Genomic DNA, 21,100 nt, shown 5'->3' with positions numbered 1-21,100 from the left:
AGGAGGTGAGTTGTTATGGATTGGATTAAATATACGGTAGATTACGGCATTATCGGTTTGCTCATCCTGATGAGCATCGTGGTGCTGGCCATCGTCATCGAGCGGCTCATGGTTTACCGGAACCTGCGGCTTGATGAATTCAAGGATAAGAGAAAGCTGGAACTGGAGTTGACGGGTAATCTGCACCTGATCGGCACCGTCGGCCGCAATGCCCCCTACCTGGGGCTGTTGGGCACCGTTCTGGGAATTATGCTGACCTTTTACGACATGGGGGCCAGCGGCCGGATGGATGCCGGTCAGATTATGGTGGGCCTGTCCCTGGCCCTGAAAGTAACCGCCGCCGGGTTGCTGGTGGCGATTCCGGCGGTGACCGCCTACAACCTGCTGCAGCGGCGGGTAAAGGTACTGGTAACCAACTGGGAGATCAGGCATGGATGAGCAGGGTTTCAACAACATGAACGTGATTCCGCTGGTGGATGTAATGCTCGTTCTGCTGGTGATCGTGCTCACCACCTCGACCTTTATTGCCGCCGGGGCCATTCCGGTGCAACTGCCGGAGGCCGCCTCGTCGGAAGCCGCACCGTTAGAGCCGAGCACCATTGAAGTTGATGCCCGGGGCAATCTTTATCTTGAGGCCAGGGAGGTATCACTGGCCGAACTGCGCCGGAGCCTGGGGCATAAAGAGCGCTCCCTGCCCATTCTGATCAAGGCTGACCGTTCCATTGCCCTGCAGACCTTTGTGGAGGTGATGGATGTGGTTAAAGAGCTCGGGTTTACCCGGGTCAGCCTGCAGACCGAAAAGATTTCATGAGTTACCGGTGGCGCGGCCTTATCATTTCCTGCCTGGTGCACGGAGCACTGGTGTTGTTGCTGGTGGCGATGGTGCGGTTGACTCCCACCGAACCGGACCTGCTGGTCATCGATTTTTCCATCAGCCACGGCCCCGGTCCGGCGGCGGCACCGGCGCCGCCGGCAGTTGCAGAGGTGGCGGTGGCCCCTGTTGAGCCACCGGTGAAGCCGTCGGTGGAATTGGCCGCGGCTAAGCCGCTGAAAAGTGAACCCGAGGTACTACTACCCATTGCCGAACCGGAGCCCGAACCGGAACCGGAACCCGAACCGGATCCGAAACCGGCGCCGGTGGCAGTGCCACCCCTGCCGCAAGAGTTGCCGGAGCAGGCGCCGGCGGCCGGCCCCGAACCATTCTCTCCGCCACAGAGCCTTGCCGAGATCGGACCGGGGGCCAGCGCCCCTTCCGAGGAGCTGGCCGCCGGTCCGGCCGGCGGCCCATCGCCGCCCACCGAACCTCCTTTGGTTGACCAGTATCTCGAGGTCAACTTCCACTACATCATGGAAGAGATCCAGCGGGGGATTGTTTATCCGCGCCTGGCCCGGCGCATGGGTTGGGAGGGTAAGGTTTTGGTTTCCTTTGTTATTTTGGAAGACGGCGGGGTGGAAAACATCGAGGTGATGGAAAGCTCCGGTTTCTCCCTGCTGGATGACAATGCCGTGCAGACCATAAAAAAATCAGCTCCCTTCCCCAGTCCCCCGGCCAGGGCCATCCTGGTGGTCCCGGTTACCTACCGGCTTGGCTGACGCCGGAGGCTCGGCCACTAACCACAACCAAATGACTTGGACGTTGTCCTGCCCACCCTCAAGGTTTACGTTGATTTTTAGGTAATGACAAATTATCCTGTCGTGATTTGTGGCCTTGGGCTGCTGTGCTGGGGCCCCGGCCGTCTCATGGTCCTTCGCTCTTTTGGGGAAAAATACGACCAGTTAGGCCTCGTTGGCAGGCGCTAAACGGTCAATTGATAAAATGCAGCCGCCATTTGTCCGGCGGGTGCCGGCGCTAGAGGTTTGGAATGTGGGAATATACGGATAAGGTACGGGAGCATTTCATGAACCCCCGTAACGTTGGGGAAATTCCCGATGCCGACGGCATTGGCGAGGTGGGCTCCCTGGCCTGCGGTGATGCCCTGAAGCTTTTTATCAAACTCGGCCCGGACGGCAAAATCGCCGACGCCAAGTTCAAAACCTTTGGTTGCGCCAGCGCCATTGCCTCTTCCTCGGCCTTAACTGAGATGATCAAGGGGTTGACCCTGGATCAAGCCGAGAAGATCAGCAACGAGGATATCGCCCAGGAACTTGGTGGGCTGCCCAAGGAAAAGATGCACTGCTCGGTGATGGGGCGCGAGGCCCTGGAGGCGGCCATTGCCAACTATCGTGGCATCCCCATTCCCATGGCTCAGGGCGAGGTGGTCTGCGAATGTTTCGGGGTCACCGACCTGGAGATCAGGCGGGCCATTCATGAAAGCAAGCTCAAGTCGGTGGAGGAGATCACCAACTTCACCAAGGCCGGCGGCGGCTGCGGCCGTTGCCATGAGCGGCTGGAAGAGATTTTGCGGGAAGAACGGCAGGAGAGCAAGGCGGAACCGGCCGCCGAGCCGGCCAAAAAGCTGACCAATATCCAGAAGATCAAGATGATCGAGGAGCTTTTCGAGCGGGAGATCCGGCCGGCGCTGCGCAAGGACGGGGGAGACATCGAACTGGTGGACCTCGACGGCGATTTTGTCACCGTGGCCCTGCGCGGCGCTTGCGTCACCTGTAAAAAATCGAAGCTCACCCTGAAGGAATACGTGGAGAAGAAGCTGCGCGAACAGGTGCTCGATAGCCTGATCGTCGAGGAGGCCCGTTAATCATGGCTGATCAGCCCCCGGTTATTTACCTGGACAACAACGCCACCACCAAGGTCGACCCTGCCGTGTTGGAGGCCATGCTGCCCTATTTCGGCGAACTTTACGGCAACCCTTCCTCCATGCACTCCTTCGGTGGCCAAGTTGGTCGCACCCTGGCCACCGCCCGCCAGCAGGTGGCCTCACTGATCGGGGCCACCGCCGAGGAGATTGTTTTTACCAGCTGCGGCACCGAGAGCGACTCCACTGCCATTCTGGCCGCCCTCCAGGCCTTTCCCGAAAAACGCCATATCGTCACCACCCGGGTGGAACACCCGGCGGTGAAGCATCTTTGCGAGCATCTCGACCGGCTCACCGGCCACAAACACCGGGTGACCAAACTGCCGGTGGATCGTGATGGCCTGTTGGACCTTGAACAGTATGAAGCTGCCTTGAACGATGACACCGCGGTGGTCAGCGTGATGTGGGCCAACAACGAAACCGGGGTGCTCTTCCCGGTGGAGGAGATGGCTAAAATAGCCAAAAGTCGAGGGGTGCTCTTTCACACCGATGCCGTGCAGGCGGTGGGCAAGATCCCCATCAACATGGCTGAGTCGGCCATCGACCTGCTTTCCATCTCCGGTCACAAACTGCATGCCCCCAAGGGGGTCGGCGCGCTCTATGTTCGCAAGGGAGCCCCTTTTGCCCCGCTGATCATCGGCGGCCACCAAGAGAAGGGGCGCCGGGGCGGGACCGAAAACGTCACTTCCATCATTGGCCTGGGCCAGGCCTGCGAGTTGGCCGCCGCCCGCCTGGAAGAAGAAAACAGCCGGGTACGGCAACTGCGCGACAAGCTGGAAGAGGGGCTGCTGAGCCAAATTCCCAACGCCATCTTAAACGGTCACAAAGAGCAGCGGCTGCCCAACACCACCAACATCAGTTTCGAATATGTGGAAGGGGAGTCCATCCTGCTGCATCTCGATCAGTACGGGATCTGTGCCTCTTCCGGTTCCGCCTGCACCTCCGGCTCCCTGGAGCCCTCCCATGTGCTCAGGGCCATGGGGGTTCCCTTCACCGCCGCCCACGGCTCGGTGCGCTTAAGCCTCAGTGTCTTCAATACCGAGGAAGAAATTGACTACGTGATCGCCAAGATGCCGGGAATTATCGCCAAGCTCCGCGAGATGTCGCCGTTCTGGCAGTCCAGCCACCAGGGCTCGGTGGGTGGGACCGGCTGTCGCTGTGAGTGTTCCTGAACCGGAGAGGAGTTGAACCATGCGGATTGTGCCGGCTTCGGCCACCATACTCGATGATCTCGACCGCCAGAGCATGGCCCGGCGGATTGAAAGCTGCGGCCGGCTTTGCTACAAAAGCGAAGACAGGATCACCGACAGCTCGGCCGAACCTTTCATCCGCAAGGTCATGGAGTATGGGCACAACTCGGTGATGGAAATGGCAGCCCTGTCGCTGCGGGTCTATTGCGAGACCGAAGCCATCATCGACCAGTTCCTGGCCGCCCAGCCCAAATACATGCAGATCGACCGGCCGGCCAAAAAGGAAAAGATGCTTTTGGTCAGCGGTACCGTCCGGGCCTTCCGGGAGATTTACCAGAACTGCGGCAACGTCAAGCTGGTCAAGGGCATGACCGCCATGCTGGCCCAGCGCCACCCTTTGTTTTTTTTTGATCTCGCCGGCAAGCGCGGCTTTCTGCCCCAGACCGGGGTGGAAGTGGAAAAATTAACCCTGGCCGAGGTGGACGCCCTGCCTGCCGACCTGCTGGTCAAGCACCGGCACCTGGCGGTGCGCTTTATCACCAACCGGGCGGTAACCCATGAGTTGGTCCGCCACCGGCCCTGTTCCTTTCTCCAGGAAAGCCAGCGTTACTGCCGTTATTCCCAGGACAAGTTCGGCAACGAAGTAACCTTTATCCGGCCGCTGTTTTATGCCGAGGGCAGTGAGGAATACCGGCTCTGGCAGCAGGCCATGCAGGGGTGCGAAAAGATTTATCTGCAACTGCTGGAAACCTCCTCCCCCCAGGCGGCCCGCACCGTTTTGCCCAACTCCTGCAAGACTGAAATAATCGTTTACGCCAACCTGCTGGAATGGCTGCACATCTTTCGCCTGCGTACCACCCGGGCGGCGGAACCTTCCATGCGCGAGGTGATGAACCCGCTGCTGCTCGAAATGCAAAGGCGTTTTCCGGGGGTCTTTGACGCCCTGCAGGGGGAGTAGCGGTAACTGATGGATACCCATGGGTGACGATAATCCAAGGAGTAAGCGGTCACATGGTGCCCCGTGATCGCTTACGAGTAGCGGCCCGGCCGCCGGCAGTGAAGCGGGGATCAGGATATGCAAGGGCACTGGGGTGAGGTTTCTTCAACGGTTCAACCATTCGGAAGATATTCCGGCAACCTTTCATTATTAACCAAGGCAAAACTAAGGAGGGAAACACCATGGCATTAGATCCGACCAAACATGCGGACTGGGAAATTGCGGAAGAGGCGGAAAGCCGCATGAAAGACGTCTTCGAGCTGAGCGAGATGCTGGGCCTGCAAAAAGAGGAACTGCTGCCCCACGGCCATTACGTGGCCAAGCTCGACTACCGCAAGATTCTGGATCGCTGCAAAGACAAGCCCGACGGCAAGTATGTCGATGTCACCGCCATCACCCCCACCCCCTTGGGCGAGGGCAAGTCCACCTGCGCCATGGGTCTGGTCCAGGGCCTGGGCAAGCGCAACAAGTCGGTGGTGGGCGCCATTCGCCAGCCTTCCGGCGGTCCGACCATGAACATCAAGGGTTCCGCCGCCGGCGGCGGTCTGGCGCAGTGCATCCCCTTGACCCCGTTCTCTTTGGGGCTCACCGGTGATATCAACGCCATTATGAACGCCCACAACCTGGGCATGGTGGCGCTTACCTCGCGGATGCAGCACGAGGCCAATTACACCGACGAGCAGTTGGCCAAACGCGGCTTGAAACGGTTGGATATCCATCCCAAAAAGGTGGAGTTCAACTGGATCATCGATTACTGCGCCCAGGCTCTGCGCAACATCACCATCGGCCAGGGCGGCAAGATGGATGGTTTCAACATGCAGAGCAGCTTTGCCATCGCGGTAAGCTCCGAGATCATGGCCATCCTCTCGGTGGCCAAGGATCTCAAGGACATGCGTGAGCGGATCGGCAAGATCGTGGTGGCCTACGACAAGCAGGATCGGCCCATCACCACCACCGATCTGGACGTGGCCGGGGCCATGACCGCCTGGATGGTGGAGGCCCTTAACCCCAACCTGATGCAGACCCTGGAAGGTCAGCCGGTGGTGGTGCACGCCGGTCCTTTTGCCAATATCGCCATTGGCCAGAGTTCGGTTATCGCCGACCGGGTGGCCCTGAAATTGGCCGATTACAACGTTACCGAGTCCGGCTTCGGTGCCGATATCGGTTTTGAGAAGTTCTGGAACCTCAAGTGCCGCTACTCCGGGCTCAAGCCGCACTGTGCGGTGGTGGTGGCCACCATCCGGGCGCTTAAGTGCCACGGCGGTGCCCCCATCCCCGTACCGGGCCGGCCCATGCCGGAAGAGTACGGCAAGGAGAACGTCGGCTGGGTGGAAGAGGGCTGCAAGAACCTTCTGCATCACATCGAAACGGTCAAGAAGGCCGGGATTAATCCGGTGGTCTGCATCAACGCCTTCTACACCGATACCGACAACGAGATCAAGGCCGTACGGCGGCTCTGCGAAGCGGCCGGGGCCCGGGTGGCGTTGTCACGCCACTGGGAGCACGGCGGCGACGGGGCCTTGGAGTTTGCCGACGCGGTGGTGGATGCCTGCGAGGAAGAGAACGATTTCCGTTTCCTCTACGAGCTGGACACCCCGCTTGAAAAACGCATCGAACTGATCGCCAAGGAGGTCTACGGGGCCGACGGCGTCAGCTACACCCCGGATGCCAAGGCCAAGCTCAAGCGTATGGAAGCCGACCCGGAGATGAAGGAAATGGGTACCTGCATGGTCAAGAGCCATCTGTCTCTGTCCCACGACCCGACCCTCAAGGGTGTACCCAAGGGCTGGACCCTGCCGGTGCGCGACATCCTTACCTACAAGGGGGCCGGTTTCGTCGTGCCAGTGGCCGGGGCCATCAGCCTGATGCCCGGTACCGCCTCCGATCCCGCCTACCGCCGGATCGATGTCGACGTGGAAACCGGCAAGGTTAAGGGCGTATTCTAATCCAGACCGGCTAACAGCCACCGTTTTGCAACGGGCTGTTTACTTGCCGCACAACAAAAAGGCACCTGGTGGCTTTCCGCCACCGGGTGCCTTTTTTTGTTCTGGCGCCAACTCTGCCGAAGCTTCCAGTGAAGTGATGCCAAAGCTTGCCCGCCGGGCGCAGAATGATGTATTTCTTGCTAAATCTGATTGTTTACTATAAGATACCTGCAAATTGTGGTCAGGGCTTAATTTGTTTGAAACTATCAACTTATACTGCCGATAAGGCAGGGAATTTACCACGACAAGCCGCTAATGATTCTTAATCAGATTTTGGATTCCATCGACCTGGGGCTGGTTATTCTCGACCGGGACTTCAGGATTAGATACTGGAATCGCTGGATGGCAGTACACAGCGGCATCCCCTTTAACGAAATCAAAGGGGCTGCCATCTTCGATTACTACCCGCACTTCAGAAACAAGAAATTTCTTCGTAATTTCAGGGCAGTGGTAACCTTTGGCAACCACTACTTCTTCCCCCAGAAGCTTTACGGTTACATTTTTCCTTTCAAGCCGGAGAGCAATTTCGTATCAGAAATCAACTACATGCAGCAGAGCTGCACCATGGGCCCGTTGCGAAACGAAAACAAGGAGATTGAGTACGTCTACATCTCGGTGAACGATGTAACCGAGGCCTACATTTACGAAACCAACCTGGCCTCCGCCCTGTTGACCTTGCTGGAAAAGTATGTCGACAAAGAGGAAATTCCGGCGGAAGCGGCGCAATCTATTCTGGATGAACTGCTGCCGACCTCCAGCAAGGAGGTGTTGGCCAAACATGGCAAGTCGCCGAAAGATAAGGATACCCATGCGGTTATTGGTGATCAACTGGTGGATATCCTTTCGGAGATTGCCGGTAGCAATCGATAAACGTTGTCTGGAGGGGACTTGATTATGGCCAAAAAACTGCTGGTTGTTGATGATTCACCCGTATCACGGTCGATAATTAAAAAATGCCTGCCCAAAGGGCATGATTTTGAACTGTATGAGGCCGATGACGGTCGCCAGGGGCTGGAAAAGTTCCAGGAAGTCAGGCCGGATGCAACCCTGCTGGATCTCACTATGCCGGTGATGGATGGCTTTGAGGCTCTGGCGGAGATTAAAAAGGTCGATCCCGACGCGCTGGTAATCGTGCTTACCGCCGATATTCAGCCGAAAGCTTATGAGAAGGTTATGGCTTTGGGGGCCGCCATGGTTATCCCAAAACCGCCTTCGCCGGAAACGCTTGCCGACGGTTTGGCCAAAACTGGTCTGATATAGAAAATAAAGCGGGGATAAAATGAACAGATCTCAAGAGGTAACCGCATTCTCGCAAGACGACGCAAAGATCCTGGAGGAGGTCATGAACATTGCCTTCGGCAAGGCCTCCGCGGATCTTGCCAAGGTGGTGGATATCCGGATCCTGCTGACCGCACCCAAGGTGGAGTTTCTCAAGGCCGATGACCTTTTGCAATGGATCAAGCAGGATACCAAAACCGACGATACCCTGAATATGATTGAACAGAATTTCTGGGGTAAATATACCGGTTCGGCCTTCCTGGCCTTTCCTTCTTCGGCCAGCAAAGGGCTGATCAGCCTGTTCGACGACGATGATGAACTGCCTTTGGGAGAAAAGAGCCCCTTGCTGGAAAAGGAGACCCTGCTGGAGGTTGGCAATATCTTGATCGGCGCCTGTGTCGGCAAGGTGGCCGAGTTGCTGGACGACAATGTTTCGTTTTCGCCTCCCCGGCTGGTGCCGCAACTGGTGATCGACAACCTTTCCAGTGAGGCCATTTCCTCCAAACTCAATGATCCGGACAAGATGGCGATTTTGATTAAAACGGTGTTCAATTTTGAAGATAAGGACGTTAAAGGCTTTCTTTTTCTGGTGGCCGGCGAGGAATCAATGCAATGGCTTAAGATGGCGCTTAAAAACTTTATGGCCAAATTTTAACCAGGGCTCCGGTTGCGTGGCGCCCAATCAAGGCTTGTGGGCAAAAATGGTCTTTGGGTAAACAAAAAAAGAAACCCTTGCATGGTAAATAGGTGGATAAATGAACCAGGAACAGGTTACCCGCCACAGCTTTCGGCTGCCGGTTTCCGGGCTTGATGAAGTAACGGTTAAAATCAACGGCCGGGAACGGGAGATCTTTAATTTGAGCAATCACGGGATCGGCGTCCGTTTCCGGCCCCCGGAAGCTTTTGATCCTGAAGGGCCACCGCTGGCCGTGGAGCTTAAACTGGGCGATGTCGACTTGCGTCTCACCGGCAAGGTGGTGCATATCTCCCGGGAGGGTAACGACTATCTTTGCGGGATTGACCTGGTGGATCTGGATGAGACGAGCAGGCAGCATTTGCTGGCCCATGTTGCCCGTTTGCGGGCCCAACTGTTCAAAAGCGATGAGTAACAAACCAGTAATGGCAGGAAAAGGCATGGCTTCACGGAAAAATAATGATATCCTTACCGATGTGCTTACCGGTGGCGCGTCGGATGGCTCACTGGAATTGGATGAGTTGAGCCGCTTTTTACAGCAGCAACAGCCGCCGACCAACAGTGCCGGAAAATGGCCCGACCATGTCGGTGCGGGCAAGAAAAAGAAGGTGACCCATTACCTTACCCCGGAGATTCTGGAGCGGCTGGAGAGGGTGATGCCGGAGATTGACCGGCTTTTTCCGGTGGGCAATGGTCGCCCCCCGTCCCGCTCAGCCCTGCTGGAAGCGGCGGTGCGGATTGTGGTACAGGACTTTGAACATCAGCGGGAGTACAGCCTGCTGGCACAGTGGCTGCAAAATAAATCGTGACGGTAAAACTGTCCAGTAGCACCCCGAAAGCAGCGCTCAGGTCGGCTTGAGTACCTGATCTGCGCTGGGCCGGCCTGATTGCCGTAAGCCTGGGCGCCCTGTGAACTCTTACCTGAATTTATCTGATATTGATAGACCAATGAGGAGGCGATACAGACATGTTATTGATCTGCCCGCACTGCAAGCAGCAATATAATATTGAAAAAGGCAAAATCCCTCCCAATGTAAAGAATGTGAAATGCAAAAATTGCGGGCAGCAATTTCCCTTGCCATCGGCACCGGCCGCTTCCCCTCAAAAACCCTCCTCACCACTGGTGACCCCCGGGGCGCAGCCGGTGCGCCGGATCGGAGTGTGTATCAGCAAGGGCGGGGTTGGCAAAACCACCACTTCGGTCAACCTGGCGGCCGGTCTGGCCTACGCCGGTTACCGGGTGCTGCTGGTTGATACCGATACGCAGGGGCAGGACAGCTTTGTGTTGGGGGTGCGGCCCAAAGGCGGGCTCACCGAGCTGGTGACCGAAGAACTGACCCCGGAGGAAGCGGTATTCAAGGCCCGGGAGCGGCTCTGGCTGTTGGCTGGCGGGAAATCCCTGGCTGGCCTCAAGCGCTTGATTGACCGCAAGGACTTCGGCGGAGAGCTGACCATTGCCGAGGCACTGAAACCACTGGAGCACCAATTTGATTACATCGTGGTTGATACCTCGCCGGGCTGGGACCCGCTCACGGTCAACGTGCTGTTTTATGTCAACGAGGTGCTGACCCCGGTTTCGCTGGAGATTATGACGCTGCAGGGTCTGGTGGAATTTCTCAAGAGCCTGTCCGCCATCCAGAAGCACCGCAAGGAGGTGGCATTGAAGTACATTCTGCCCACCTTTCACGATCAACGGGTTAAGAAGTGCAATAATATTCTCGAAAAGATTGAGGAGTTGTACGGGCACATGCTGTGCAAGCCGATCCGGCACAATGTACACCTGTCGGAATCACCCTCGGCCGGTCAGACCATCTTCGAATTCGCTCCCGGCTCCACCGGGGCGGAAGATTACCGTGAGTTGGTGCGCAAGGTTGCCAACAACGATAAGCTCTTCCGCTAGTCGGTAGAGGAGGGCGATCGGCAGCTTGAGCCAGGCGCCGGTCTAAAACGGCCCTTTGCCATGGCGGGCCGCTAACGCCGGCGCTTGTCGGGGCCGGCTCCAGTAGTGGTCGGCTCTTTCAGCAGCCCCAGAATATCCTCGAACACCTGTTCTCCCTGCGGTTCCCTCGAGCCGGGCGATGAACCATCGGGGCGCCGGGGGGACACCAGGTCGGTCAGGTCGGTCAGGTCGGTCAGGGCGGCCATGTTGACCGGTGGTCTCCGGTCCTCCTCTTCCGACGGCATAGCCGGCTCGGGTTCGCTCATCATATCGGCCACATCACTGGCCACTGCGTCAACCAGGTCAAGGGTTTCTTCATCATGGGCGCCGGCGGCAGCAGCGGCAGTTGTTTCGCCCGGGGCGACGGTCTCCTCGCCTTCAAGCTCAAAAACCTCTTCCTGCGCCTCCAGGTCCAGCTTTCCCGCAGTGGTTTCATCTACTTCTACCGTGTCAAAATCGAAATCGGCATCACTGGGTTCCGGCGGGGCCAGTTCAATCTCCGTCGGCTCCATGGCCGACGGCTCCAGGCTGTCGAAGTCGAACTCCGCCGGCTCCAGCTCGCTGGCTGCCGTTTCGGCTACTTTTTCTTCCAGGTTATCCGGTGGCGAAGACTGGGCAGCGGCGGCCGGTTCCATGACAATACCCGCCGGTGCGGGTGCCTCTGCCGTCGCTTTGCCCGCCTCGGCTTCTTCCTCGGGGGCCGGTGCAGCCACCGCCTCTTCCTCCGGCAGCGAGGGTTCCAGATCCAGGCCTTCCGGTTCAACCAGTGCCGGTTTATCTTCCTCGGGCGGTGGCGCACTTGCCTGGGTGCCCGTCCATGGCTCTTCCAGTTCCGGGATTTCCATGCTCAGTTCCAACTCCGAACCTGCTGATTCCTCCGATTCTTCCGGTTCGGCCGCCGCCGGTGGCTGTTGAGCTGCTGTTTCCAGTTCCGGCTCGGCCAACTCCGGTTCCTCCAGGGCCAGTTCCAACTCAGGGATGATCGGTTCGTCTGCTGCTGGTTGGGGTAGGGGCGGTTGCGGTGTTTCAGTTGGGGCGGCTGGCTCCGGTGGAGCGACCGGCTCCGGCATGGCAAATTCCAGCTCCACTTCTTCCGGCTCCGGCGGTAACTGTTCGGGCATCTCCAGTTCCAACTCCATTTCGCTCGGCCCGGCAGTTTCCTGTTCCAGATCGGCGGCGGTGGACTCAGCGCCCGTTGCGGTTGTGGTTTCTTCCGGCTCCGGCAGGCTGAACTCTATCCCATCGGCACCTTCTTCGGCGAGTTCCGCCATTGGTTCCAGGTCATCGAGATCCAGGTCGAGGTCGCCTGGTTCTTCATCTCCTGTCAGCGGTTCCGGGCTGTCCGGCTCGAGTTCAAAGGGTGCCGAAGCGCTTTCTTCGCTCTCGGCGGCTTCCAGGTCGAAGGCGTCGTCTTCTGCCCCGGCGGTGGTGATATCGTTCAGGGCTTCAACCAGGAAGGCGGGGGGAGTCACCTGGTAGACGGTCCCGTTGAGTTTGCCGGCGATTTCGGTCAGATCACGATGGCATTTGCCGCAGCTTTCCTGACCGTCAAAAGAAATAAAACCGCATTTAGGACAACGCATGGGCATCTCCCATTTTTATCTGATATATGGTTGGAACTGCATAATATCAATCAGATTATCCGAACAATGGACAGTTGGTCAAGTCAAAGTCTTGTAACCCCTTTCGGCTGCCTGCCGCAAAAGACCTTGGCTGGGGCTTGTAATCCCTGGCTGGATGCTTGCAAAAGAGCGGTTAGACGGTTATTCTGGGCAATCGACAAAGATGGATTATTTTTACAGTTAAATCCATCTTTCTGCTATTTTTGATAAATAATGCCTCCCTCCGTCGTTTTTTTGCCGTGAAGGTGGGGGGCGTTTGGTTTTTTTATATTCAGGGACACTGCATGGCTCAAAAAACTCAAAAATCCACCCTGCGCGCCTCGGTCAAGGACCAGTCGGGGGCCGGCAAAGTAAAGATCGGCGAATTGCTGCGCAAAGAAGGGCAGATCAGCAGCAACCAGCTTGATGAAGCCCTGGCCATGCAAAAGAAAAAGGGCGGCCGCCTTAGTTCCATCCTGTTGCAACTCGGTTATATCGATGAAAACACGGTTATCAATTTTCTCAGTCGTCAGCACAACTATCAGCCGGTAACCATTAGCCGGGAAACGCCCAAGGCCGAAGCACTGGCCAAAATGTCCTATGAGATCGCCAGCAAATACCTGGCTTTCCCGCTGCGGATCATCGGAAAAAACCTGCAGATCACCATGGCCGAACCCACCGATACCCAGGCGGTGGAAAATCTGCAGGGTGAAGTCGGGATGCCTCTTACCGTGGGGGTGTCCTCCGAACGGGATATTATCGAGGCCTATCGTACCCATTACAAGATCAGCGATGATGAGTACCAGAAGCTGCTGCAGAACGAGAAGGATCAGCAGCTTGAAGATGAGGTGCCGGTTACCCAGATCGATGACTTTGGGGCCCTGGCCTCGGAAGCCGCCGAAGGCCTGGAGCTGGAAAGCTTTGAGGAGGAAGAGATCAGCGGTGAGTATTCGGCCTCCGATGCGCCGATCATCAAGCTGGTCAACGGCATCCTGGTCAAGGCGGTACAGGACGGGGTTAGTGATATCCACATTGAACCCTACGAGAAGAACCTGCAGGTCCGCTATCGCCTGGACGGGGCGCTGTATAAGTCGATGAATCTGCCGTTGAGCATCAAAAATGCGCTCAACTCGCGGATCAAGATCATGTCCCAGCTCGATATCACCGAGCGCCGGGTGCCCCAGGACGGCCGGATCCGGATCAAGATGGGGCGCAACCGGGCCATTGATTTTCGGGTTTCCACCCTGCCCACCCTGTTTGGGGAATCCATCGTCATGCGGATCCTCGATAAGAGCAGCCTTAACGTGGATCTCACCCAACTGGGCTTTGAGCGCAAGACCTTCGAGATGTTGAAACGCTGTATTTCCCAGCCCCAGGGCCTGCTGCTGGTTACCGGCCCCACCGGTAGCGGTAAAACCGTTACCCTGTACTCCATTCTCAATTCACTTAACAGTGAAGACATCAAGATTCTCACCGCGGAAGACCCGGTGGAGTTCAACTTCAAGGGGATCAACCAGGTCAACGTCATCAACGAGGTGGGAATGACCTTTGCTGCCGCCCTCAAGGCCTTTCTCCGGCAGGATCCGGACATTGTCATGGTGGGTGAGATCCGGGACATGGAAACCGCCGAGATTGCAATCAAGGCAGCCATGACCGGCCATCTGGTGCTTTCCACCCTGCATACCAATGACTGCCCGGCCACCATCGGCCGCCTGGTGGACATCGGGATCCCTCCGTACATGCTGGCTTCGGCGGTGACCATGGTGCTCTCCCAGCGCCTGGCCCGGCGGCTGTGCCCGAAGTGCAAGGCGCCGGTGGATGTAGCTTCCCTGGACCAGGAAGAGTTGGTCAAAATGGGCTTTGATGAAGAGGAACTCTCTGATCTGAAAATATTTGGCCCCGTGGGTTGTCCGGCCTGCAACGGGCGCGGCTACAAAGGACGAGTGGGGTTGTTTGAACTGATGGAGGTCACCGATGAGGTGGCCAAGGCCATCAATGCCGAGGTCCCGGAGGACCAGTTGCGTAAAATCGCCGTCCAGGAGGGAATGACTCCCTTGCGGGATGCGGGCTTGCAAAAGGTCCGGGAAGGGATGACCAGCATTGAAGAGGTGCTGCGGCGTACAGTGATCACCGAAGAGAGCCTGCCGGCTTATCTGGTGCATCCGGATATCGAAGAGTACCAGGATGGTGACATTATCATCCGCCAGGACAACACCGATCGGGACTTCTTCAAGCTGGTCAACGGCGCCCTCAACGTGGTCCGGGACGGTAAAAAAATCGCTGAAATCACCGAGCCCGGCGAGTACTTTGGCGAGATGAGCGCCATTTCCGGGGAACCGCGCAGTGCCACGATTCTGGCCCAGGGGCGTTGCAAGGTCAAACGGTTCCCCGGGGATAAGTTGCTGGAGGTGATTGAGAAATACCCGGATGTGGGCAAACACCTGTTCAAATCCCTGGTCAGCCGCCTGAATCAGGCCAACGGAATCATTGTAAAACTGGCCAATGACCGGACCGCCAGGGCGTCGAAAAGCTGAGCACACCTTCATTTTTTTTGTAATACCGGCCACGTTGCCAGCATTTTCTTGGAAAATTTCTTGAAAATGGAATAGAAATTCGTTAAGAAATTCAGTTCCGGCTCGCTGTTATTTTCCCCATGGTAGCAATACCCTCGCTTCAGCGCGCTTTCCAGACCACTTCAAGGCCAGGAAAACGAGAGGGGACAAGCGTGCTTTGATCAGACCGACAAGAAACTGCGCCAAGAGGCAGCGGTGCACGTTTCTGAATTTTTTTCGATTAAAGTTCCAGAATCAGGAGGGCAGCAAAACCATGAGTGCCAAAATCATCAGTGGAACCGAGGTGGCCAAGGAAATTCGCGCCGAGTTGAAGACCGAAGTTGAAACCCTTAAGGCCAAGCACAATGTGGTGCCCGGCCTGGTTACCATCCTGGTGGGCGAAGATCCCGCCTCCCAGTCTTACGTGGCCGCCAAGAACAAGACCGCCAAGGAGCTGGGGATCCATTCCGAGCAGATCACCCTGCCCGCCGACACCCCCGAAGACGAATTGCTCAACCTGGTGGCCAAGTGCAACCAGGATCCCAAGATCAACGGCATTCTCGTCCAACTCCCCCTGCCAAAGCATATCGACGAAGCCAAGGTGCTCTACGCCATCGACCCCGATAAGGACGTGGACGGTTTCCATCCGGTCAACGTGGGCAAGATGGTTTTGGGTGAGCAGTGCTTCCTGCCCTGCACCCCCCACGGTATCCTGGAACTGCTCACCCGCAGCGGGGTGGAGACCAGCGGCGCCGAGGTGGTGATTGTCGGCCGCAGCAACATCGTCGGCAAGCCCATCGCCAACCTGATGCTGCAAAAACGGGACGGCGGCAACGCCACCGTTACCCTCTGCCACACCCGCACCAAGGATATCGCCGCCCACACCAAGCGGGCCGATATCATCATCGCCGCCGTCGGCGTGCCCAAGATGATCACCGCCGATATGGTCAAGGATGGGGTGGCGGTGATCGATGTCGGGGTCAACCGTATCGGCATGAGCGACTCCGGCAAGGCCATCCTGGCCGGTGATGTGGACTTTGCAGGGATCAAGGAAAAGGCTGCCTGCATTACGCCGGTGCCCGGCGGGGTGGGCCCCATGACCATCACCATGCTGATGAAAAACACCGTGCAGGCGGCCAAGCAGGCCGCCGGCTTGGCTTGATTAATTTTACGCCGATCATTAACGAAATTACTTGTGGGGAACCATCATGGCTATGAGAAACGGATGTGAGGGCTGCAGCGATATTATCAAATGCGGCTCCAGCAAGGATGTTCTGGCGGCCAAGCCGGCCCAGAACGTAATAACCGCCTACGACCGGGTCCAACGCCGGGGCATGAGCGCCTGTCTGTTCGGTTCCGGCGGCACCTGTTGCCGTAACTGCAACATGGGGCCCTGCCAGATCATTGACGGCATCGAAGATATGCTCGGCATTTGTGGGGTGAGCGCCGATACCGTGGCCGCCCGTAACTTCGCCCGGATCGTCGCCGCCGGCTCCGCCTCCCATACCGACCATGCCCGAGAGATGGTCAAGGGGTTTATTGAAACCGCCAAAGGACATGGGCCGCACCAGATCAAGGATGTGGAGAAGCTGAAATCCTTGGCCGCTGTCTTCGATGTCGCCACCGAGGATCGGGAGATCAACGAGATCGCCCTGGAGGTGGGGGAAAAGGCCCTGGCCGAGTTCGGCAAGCAGGACGATGAGCCCCTTTCCATGACCAAGCGGGCCACCGCAAAGCGCCAGGCCCTGTGGAAGAAACTCAATATCTTTCCCCGCGGCGTCGACCGCGAGGTGGTGGAGATGATGCACCGCACCCACATGGGTGTGGATCAGGATTACGAAAACATCATGCTCCAGGCTTCCCGTTGCGCCCTGTCCGACGGCTGGGGCTCCTCCATGCTTTCCACCGAACTCACCGATATCATGTTCGGCACTCCGGTACCGCGCCGTTCCATCGTCGATCTCGGGGTGCTCAAGCCCGACCAGGTCAACATCGCCGTCCACGGCCATGAGCCGCTGTTGGCCGAATCCCTGTGTATTGCCGCCCAGGACCCGGAGATGGTGGAACTGGCCAAGAAGCAGGGGGCCAAGGGGATCAACCTGGCCGGGGTCTGCTGTACCGGCAACGAAATTTTGATGCGTCGCGGCATCCCGGTGGCCGCCGGCTTTGTCCAGCAGGAGATCGCCATCGCCACCGGCGCTCTCGAGGCCATGGTTGTGGACGTCCAGTGCACCATGGAGTCACTGGCCCAGGTGGCCAATGGTTTCCACACCGATATCATCACCACCAACTACCGGGCCAAAATGCCCGGCGGGGTGCATATCCAGTTCGACGAGCACGAGGCCCTCAACTCCGCCAAGCAGATCCTCACCCACGCCATCAAAAACTTCAAAAAGCGGGGCGAATGTTTTATCCCCGAAGAGAAGAAGCTCGACGTGGTGGTGGGCTTCAGCCATGAAACCATCAACTACATGCTGGGCGGCCGTTTCCGGGCCAGCTACCGGCCGCTCAACGACAACATTATCAACGGCCGCATTCGCGGGATCGGGGTGATGGTGGGCTGTGACAACTTCCGGCTGGCCGATGACACCCACGAATTGATCGCCCGGCATCTCATCAAGAATAACGTCCTGGTGCTGGCCACCGGTTGCGCCGCCACCTCTTTGGGGCGGGCCGGTCTGGTTAATCCCGAGGCGGCCCGCTTCTGCGGCGACTCCTTGGCAGAGATCTGTGAAACGGTGGGGATGCCGCCGGTGCTGCACATGGGCAGTTGCGTCGATAACTCGCGGATCCTGGTAGCCGCCACCCAGATAGTCAAGGAAGGTGGCTTGGGCGAGGACATCACCGATCTGCCGGCCATCGGCACCGCGCCGCTGTGGATGAGCGAGAAGGCGGTGGCAATCGGCCAGTATTTTGTCGCCAGCGGCGCCCAGGTGGTGTTCCAGGATCTGCCGGTTTCCGGGGCCAAAAAGTTCAACAAGTACCTGCTGGAAGGCTTGATGGGTCCCCTGGGGGCTCATTGGAACGTGGAGAGCGATCCGCAGAAGCTGGCCGAGCTGATGGTGGCTAAAATCGATGCCAAGCGCGAGGCGCTGGGGATCAATAAGAAGAGCGAGCGGGTGCTCTTCGACATGGCCATGCGCCGAGATCTCACCGGAGGAGTGCCGGGCGCCGGCTGCCATGGTCCTGCATAAACGCACGACAGCACCACATCTTCGGGCGATCGGTCTGGCTTGCGTACCTGGGGTACGCGGCGCCTGACCGCTTGCCCGAATCTGCGGCACTGTCGCACGTTTATGCTCCTTGGCTGGTTGATGGTCAGGCTTTTGGTAATGCCTGGTAAGGTGACCGCTTGGTTTGGTGTAAATTTAAACCTTCAAAAACTACGGAAGGATTGATATGGAAACAGCGATGAAAGCCGGTAGTCGGCTGGAGCGGGTGCTCAAGTCCGGGGCCTTTGCGGTGACCGGGGAACTGGGGCCGCCCAAGAGCGCCGACCCCGAGGTGGTGCGCAAGAAGGCGCGGCTGCTCAAGGGCCGGGTGGACGCGGTCAATATCACCGATTGCCAGACCGCCATTGTCCGCATGTCCAGCATCGGGGCCGGGCTGCTGGTGCAGGCCGAGGGGGTGGAACCGGTTATCCAGATGACCTGCCGGGACCGCAACCGTCTGGCCATGCAGAGCGACATCCTCGGGGCCTCGGCCCTGGGGCTGAAAAACCTGCTCTGCCTCACCGGCGATCACCAGAAATTCGGCAACCATCCCGGCGCCAAAGGGGTCTTCGATATGGACTCCATTCAACTGCTTGGCATGATGCGGGATATGCGGGATGAGCAAAAATTCCAGTGCGGTGAGGCGATCAAGGCCCATGAACCCCGTCTGTTCCTGGGGTGCGCCGCCAATCCCTTCGCCGGCCCCAGTGAAGCGGCCCGGGCCGCCCGGTTGGGCAAGAAGGTGAGCAACGGGGCCGATTTTGTTCAAACCCAGATCATCTACAACATGGAACGTTTTGCCGCTTTTATGGCGGCGGTGCGCGACTTGGGTCTGGACGAGAAGGTTTATATTCTGGCCGGCGTGACCCCGCCCCGTTCCGTGGGCATGGCCCGCTACATGAAAAACTTCGTCCCCGGCCTGGATGTCCCCGACGAGGTGATCAAGCGGTTGCAGGGCGCCAAGGACAAGGAAGAAGAAGGGATCAACATCTGCGTTGATATCATCCAGCAGTGCCGCGAGATCAAGGGGGTGGCCGGGGTTCATGTGATGGCCATCGAATGGGAAGAAGCGGTGGCGGAGATTGTTCAGCGCGCCGGTTTGGAACAGCGGCCCGAAGTACCCGAAGCGGAGGTGGCTTCGACCATCGCTGCTCAACCGAAAGCTGTGCCGGAAACCGTGACGGTGGCCGCCGAAGCAGCCCCCGCCGGGGCCGGTGAGGCCGAACTGGCCGCCGCCCGTCTTGAAGCCGAAAAGATTGTCGCCGCCGCCCGGGAAGAGGCGTCCCGGCTACGGGCCCAGGCCCCGGCTGCGGTGGCCACCGATACCAGTGACCAGATCCATGCTCAATCAGCGGAAGCGGGAGAAGATGAAATGAATGAAAGAGAACGTCAAATGGCCCTGGAGTCCGTGCGCCACGGGCTGGCGGCCCTGAAAAAGGCCTTCAACCTGTCCGACGATCAGTTCGACGCCCTGGCCCAGTTTGCCGGTGCCGAGGCGATCCTGAAACGGGAACCGGCCGCGGCCCCGCCAGTTCCAGCCGCGCCGGCCGCCGCCGCTCCGGCAGCTCCAGCAGCCTCAGCCGCCCCTGCAGCTGACCAGGCCGCCGAGGCCAAGAAAGCCGAGGAAGCGCGGAAGGCGGAAGAGGCCAAGAAAGCAGCCGAGGCCAAGGCGGCGGAAGAGGCCAAGAAGGCCGCCGAAGCCAAGGCTCAGGCCGAGGCCAAGGCCGCAGAGGAGGCCAAGAAGGCTGCCGAAGCCAAGGCCCAGGCCGAAGCCAAAGCCGCCGAGGAGGCCAAGAAAGCTGAAGCGGCCAAGGCCGCCAGCAAACCGGCCCCCGCCCCGGCCGAGGCTCCCGCCGCCCCCGCCAAAAGTGCTGCCCCCGCCGACCTGGCGGTGGGTGAACTGGCCGTCGAGGAGAGCACCCTGGCCCAGCGCGGCGGCAAGGTGCCCGCCGCCAACTACACCCAAGATTACAGCGGTGCCATCAGGGAAGTGGCCTTGGGCAACGGCGATAAGATTGTTACCGTGGGCGGCACCAACTCCCTGCCTTTCCACCTCTTTGAAGGCAAGCTGGAGCATCCGCCGCTGATCGCCATGGACATCCTGGATATCAAGCCCGAAGAGTGGCCGGCCAGCCTGAGCCGTCACTTTGCCGATGTCATGGACAACCCGGTGGCCTGGGCGCAAAAATGCGTCAACGATTACCAGGCCGAGGCCATTTGTATCTCTCTGGTGGGCACCGATCCCAACGGCATGAACCGCCCGGCTTCGGAAGCGGCCAAGATCGCCGCCCAAGTGGTGGATGCGGTTGATGTACCCATCATCGTCTGGGGTTGCGGCAACGCCGAGAAAGACACCGAAACCCTGCGGGAGGTGACCTCCATCATCGGCGACAAGAAAGTCTGCCTGGCGCCGCTGGATGACAGCAACTACCGCTCGCTGGGCGCCACCGCCATGGCCTTCGGCCATCCCATGGTGGCCTCCTCGCCCATCGACGTCAACCTGGCCAAACAGCTCAACATCCTGCTGGAGAACCTCGGGGTATCGCTGAACAGTGTGCTCATCGATCCCTCCATCGGCGCTCTGGGCTACGGCATTGAATACACCTACTCGGTAATGGAGCGGATCCGCCTGGCCGCCCTGACCCAGAAAGATGAAAAACTGCAGCTGCCCTTTATCTGCAACCTGGGCCGTGAGGTCTGGAAGGCCAAGGAGTGCCGCCTGCCCAGCGATGAGATGCTGGGTGATGCGGAGAACCGCGGCGTGCTGATGGAGGCCATCACCGCCTCCTGTATGCTCATGGCCGGCGGTGAAACCCTGATCATGCGGCATCCCAGGGCCATTGCCCTGACCAAGTCGCTGATCAAGGGCCTGATGGGATAATTTACCGGCCAGCATGCT

The 21,100-nt window shown here is 58.6% G+C and carries 18 protein-coding genes; 17 read left to right on the top strand and 1 reads right to left on the bottom strand.

Annotation, left to right across the window (positions count from 1 at the left end):
- Positions 1-15 precede the first annotated feature (15 nt).
- The 13 genes from exbB (at position 16) to DAAHT2_RS04220 (ending at position 10,797) form a co-directional block, all read left to right on the top strand.
- Positions 16-438 carry a TonB-system energizer ExbB gene (gene exbB / locus DAAHT2_RS04280; RefSeq protein WP_013163077.1) on the top strand — a complete coding sequence of 141 codons (423 nt, stop codon included), beginning with the start codon at positions 16-18 and terminating at the stop codon, positions 436-438.
- Positions 431-811 (top strand): ExbD/TolR family protein, encoded by a 381-nt coding sequence (locus DAAHT2_RS04275; protein ID WP_013163076.1) that lies wholly within the window; start codon positions 431-433, stop codon positions 809-811. The genes exbB and DAAHT2_RS04275 overlap by 8 nt, the downstream gene beginning before the upstream one ends.
- Positions 808-1,593, top strand: coding sequence for an energy transducer TonB (locus tag DAAHT2_RS13790; RefSeq protein WP_013163075.1), 786 nt, complete (start codon positions 808-810; stop codon positions 1,591-1,593). Before DAAHT2_RS04275 ends, DAAHT2_RS13790 begins: the two co-directional genes overlap by 4 nt.
- 269 nt (positions 1,594-1,862) lie before the next feature.
- Positions 1,863-2,696: a Fe-S cluster assembly protein NifU gene (nifU, locus tag DAAHT2_RS04265; protein WP_013163074.1), complete on the top strand. Its 834-nt coding sequence runs from the start codon at positions 1,863-1,865 to the stop codon at positions 2,694-2,696.
- A gap of 2 nt (positions 2,697-2,698) precedes the next feature.
- Entirely contained in the window at positions 2,699-3,925 is a 1,227-nt protein-coding gene (gene nifS, locus DAAHT2_RS04260; protein WP_013163073.1) for a cysteine desulfurase NifS, read from the top strand.
- Positions 3,926-3,944: 19 nt separating this feature from the next.
- Positions 3,945-4,901, top strand: coding sequence for an FAD-dependent thymidylate synthase (locus DAAHT2_RS04255; protein WP_013163072.1), 957 nt, complete (start codon positions 3,945-3,947; stop codon positions 4,899-4,901).
- Positions 4,902-5,122: 221 nt separating this feature from the next.
- Positions 5,123-6,886 (top strand): formate--tetrahydrofolate ligase, encoded by a 1,764-nt coding sequence (locus DAAHT2_RS04250; RefSeq protein WP_013163071.1) that lies wholly within the window; start codon positions 5,123-5,125, stop codon positions 6,884-6,886.
- A gap of 294 nt (positions 6,887-7,180) precedes the next feature.
- Positions 7,181-7,795 carry a PAS domain-containing protein gene (locus tag DAAHT2_RS13785; RefSeq protein WP_013163070.1) on the top strand — a complete coding sequence of 205 codons (615 nt, stop codon included), beginning with the start codon at positions 7,181-7,183 and terminating at the stop codon, positions 7,793-7,795.
- A 24-nt stretch (positions 7,796-7,819) separates the two neighbouring features.
- Complete coding sequence (locus tag DAAHT2_RS04240; protein ID WP_013163069.1) at positions 7,820-8,185, top strand: response regulator; 366 nt, start codon at positions 7,820-7,822, stop codon at positions 8,183-8,185.
- A 19-nt stretch (positions 8,186-8,204) separates the two neighbouring features.
- The gene (locus DAAHT2_RS04235; protein WP_013163068.1) at positions 8,205-8,858 is read left to right on the top strand and encodes a chemotaxis protein CheC; all 654 of its coding nucleotides are present in this window, start codon (positions 8,205-8,207) and stop codon (positions 8,856-8,858) included.
- 100 nt (positions 8,859-8,958) lie between these two features.
- On the top strand, positions 8,959-9,312 hold the full coding sequence (locus DAAHT2_RS04230; RefSeq protein WP_013163067.1) for a PilZ domain-containing protein: 354 nt from the start codon (positions 8,959-8,961) through the stop codon (positions 9,310-9,312).
- Positions 9,313-9,337: 25 nt separating this feature from the next.
- Entirely contained in the window at positions 9,338-9,706 is a 369-nt protein-coding gene (locus DAAHT2_RS04225; protein ID WP_013163066.1) for a hypothetical protein, read from the top strand.
- A 158-nt stretch (positions 9,707-9,864) separates the two neighbouring features.
- The gene (locus DAAHT2_RS04220) at positions 9,865-10,797 is read left to right on the top strand and encodes an AAA family ATPase (RefSeq protein WP_013163065.1); all 933 of its coding nucleotides are present in this window, start codon (positions 9,865-9,867) and stop codon (positions 10,795-10,797) included.
- 71 nt (positions 10,798-10,868) lie between these two features.
- Here DAAHT2_RS04220 and DAAHT2_RS04215 read toward each other — a convergent pair whose 3' ends face one another.
- Positions 10,869-12,419: a hypothetical protein gene (locus DAAHT2_RS04215; protein WP_013163064.1), complete on the bottom strand. Its 1,551-nt coding sequence runs from the start codon at positions 12,417-12,419 to the stop codon at positions 10,869-10,871.
- Positions 12,420-12,742: 323 nt separating this feature from the next.
- Between DAAHT2_RS04215 and pilB the strand changes: the two genes are divergently transcribed.
- The 4 genes from pilB (at position 12,743) to DAAHT2_RS15200 (ending at position 21,082) form a co-directional block, all read left to right on the top strand.
- Positions 12,743-14,971 carry a type IV-A pilus assembly ATPase PilB gene (pilB, locus tag DAAHT2_RS04210; protein WP_013163063.1) on the top strand — a complete coding sequence of 743 codons (2,229 nt, stop codon included), beginning with the start codon at positions 12,743-12,745 and terminating at the stop codon, positions 14,969-14,971.
- A gap of 292 nt (positions 14,972-15,263) precedes the next feature.
- Positions 15,264-16,151 (top strand): bifunctional methylenetetrahydrofolate dehydrogenase/methenyltetrahydrofolate cyclohydrolase FolD, encoded by an 888-nt coding sequence (gene folD / locus DAAHT2_RS04205; RefSeq protein WP_013163062.1) that lies wholly within the window; start codon positions 15,264-15,266, stop codon positions 16,149-16,151.
- 46 nt (positions 16,152-16,197) lie between these two features.
- Complete coding sequence (gene cooS, locus DAAHT2_RS04200) at positions 16,198-18,183, top strand: anaerobic carbon-monoxide dehydrogenase catalytic subunit (protein ID WP_013163061.1); 1,986 nt, start codon at positions 16,198-16,200, stop codon at positions 18,181-18,183.
- Positions 18,184-18,400: 217 nt separating this feature from the next.
- On the top strand, positions 18,401-21,082 hold the full coding sequence (locus DAAHT2_RS15200) for an acetyl-CoA decarbonylase/synthase complex subunit delta (RefSeq protein WP_218915042.1): 2,682 nt from the start codon (positions 18,401-18,403) through the stop codon (positions 21,080-21,082).
- Positions 21,083-21,100 lie beyond the last annotated feature (18 nt).

The organism is Desulfurivibrio alkaliphilus AHT 2, assembly GCF_000092205.1.
GTDB lineage: Bacteria > Desulfobacterota > Desulfobulbia > Desulfobulbales > Desulfurivibrionaceae > Desulfurivibrio > Desulfurivibrio alkaliphilus.
The sequence above is the reverse complement of the archived record's forward strand: the minus strand, read 5'-3'. Positions and strand labels throughout refer to the sequence as shown.

Coding starts and splice junctions, on each gene's coding strand:
- DAAHT2_RS04250 (WP_013163071.1), top strand. CDS start 5,123: ATGGCATTAGATCCGACCAAACATGCGGACTGGGAAATTGCGGAAGAG.
- DAAHT2_RS04225 (WP_013163066.1), top strand. CDS start 9,338: ATGGCTTCACGGAAAAATAATGATATCCTTACCGATGTGCTTACCGGT.
- DAAHT2_RS04230 (WP_013163067.1), top strand. CDS start 8,959: ATGAACCAGGAACAGGTTACCCGCCACAGCTTTCGGCTGCCGGTTTCC.
- pilB (WP_013163063.1), top strand. CDS start 12,743: ATGGCTCAAAAAACTCAAAAATCCACCCTGCGCGCCTCGGTCAAGGAC.
- DAAHT2_RS04255 (WP_013163072.1), top strand. CDS start 3,945: ATGCGGATTGTGCCGGCTTCGGCCACCATACTCGATGATCTCGACCGC.
- DAAHT2_RS15200 (WP_218915042.1), top strand. CDS start 18,401: ATGAAAGCCGGTAGTCGGCTGGAGCGGGTGCTCAAGTCCGGGGCCTTT.
- DAAHT2_RS13790 (WP_013163075.1), top strand. CDS start 808: ATGAGTTACCGGTGGCGCGGCCTTATCATTTCCTGCCTGGTGCACGGA.
- cooS (WP_013163061.1), top strand. CDS start 16,198: ATGGCTATGAGAAACGGATGTGAGGGCTGCAGCGATATTATCAAATGC.
- DAAHT2_RS13785 (WP_013163070.1), top strand. CDS start 7,181: ATGATTCTTAATCAGATTTTGGATTCCATCGACCTGGGGCTGGTTATT.
- DAAHT2_RS04275 (WP_013163076.1), top strand. CDS start 431: ATGGATGAGCAGGGTTTCAACAACATGAACGTGATTCCGCTGGTGGAT.
- folD (WP_013163062.1), top strand. CDS start 15,264: ATGAGTGCCAAAATCATCAGTGGAACCGAGGTGGCCAAGGAAATTCGC.
- DAAHT2_RS04240 (WP_013163069.1), top strand. CDS start 7,820: ATGGCCAAAAAACTGCTGGTTGTTGATGATTCACCCGTATCACGGTCG.
- DAAHT2_RS04235 (WP_013163068.1), top strand. CDS start 8,205: ATGAACAGATCTCAAGAGGTAACCGCATTCTCGCAAGACGACGCAAAG.
- nifS (WP_013163073.1), top strand. CDS start 2,699: ATGGCTGATCAGCCCCCGGTTATTTACCTGGACAACAACGCCACCACC.
- DAAHT2_RS04220 (WP_013163065.1), top strand. CDS start 9,865: ATGTTATTGATCTGCCCGCACTGCAAGCAGCAATATAATATTGAAAAA.
- DAAHT2_RS04215 (WP_013163064.1), bottom strand. CDS start 12,419: ATGCGTTGTCCTAAATGCGGTTTTATTTCTTTTGACGGTCAGGAAAGC.
- exbB (WP_013163077.1), top strand. CDS start 16: ATGGATTGGATTAAATATACGGTAGATTACGGCATTATCGGTTTGCTC.
- nifU (WP_013163074.1), top strand. CDS start 1,863: ATGTGGGAATATACGGATAAGGTACGGGAGCATTTCATGAACCCCCGT.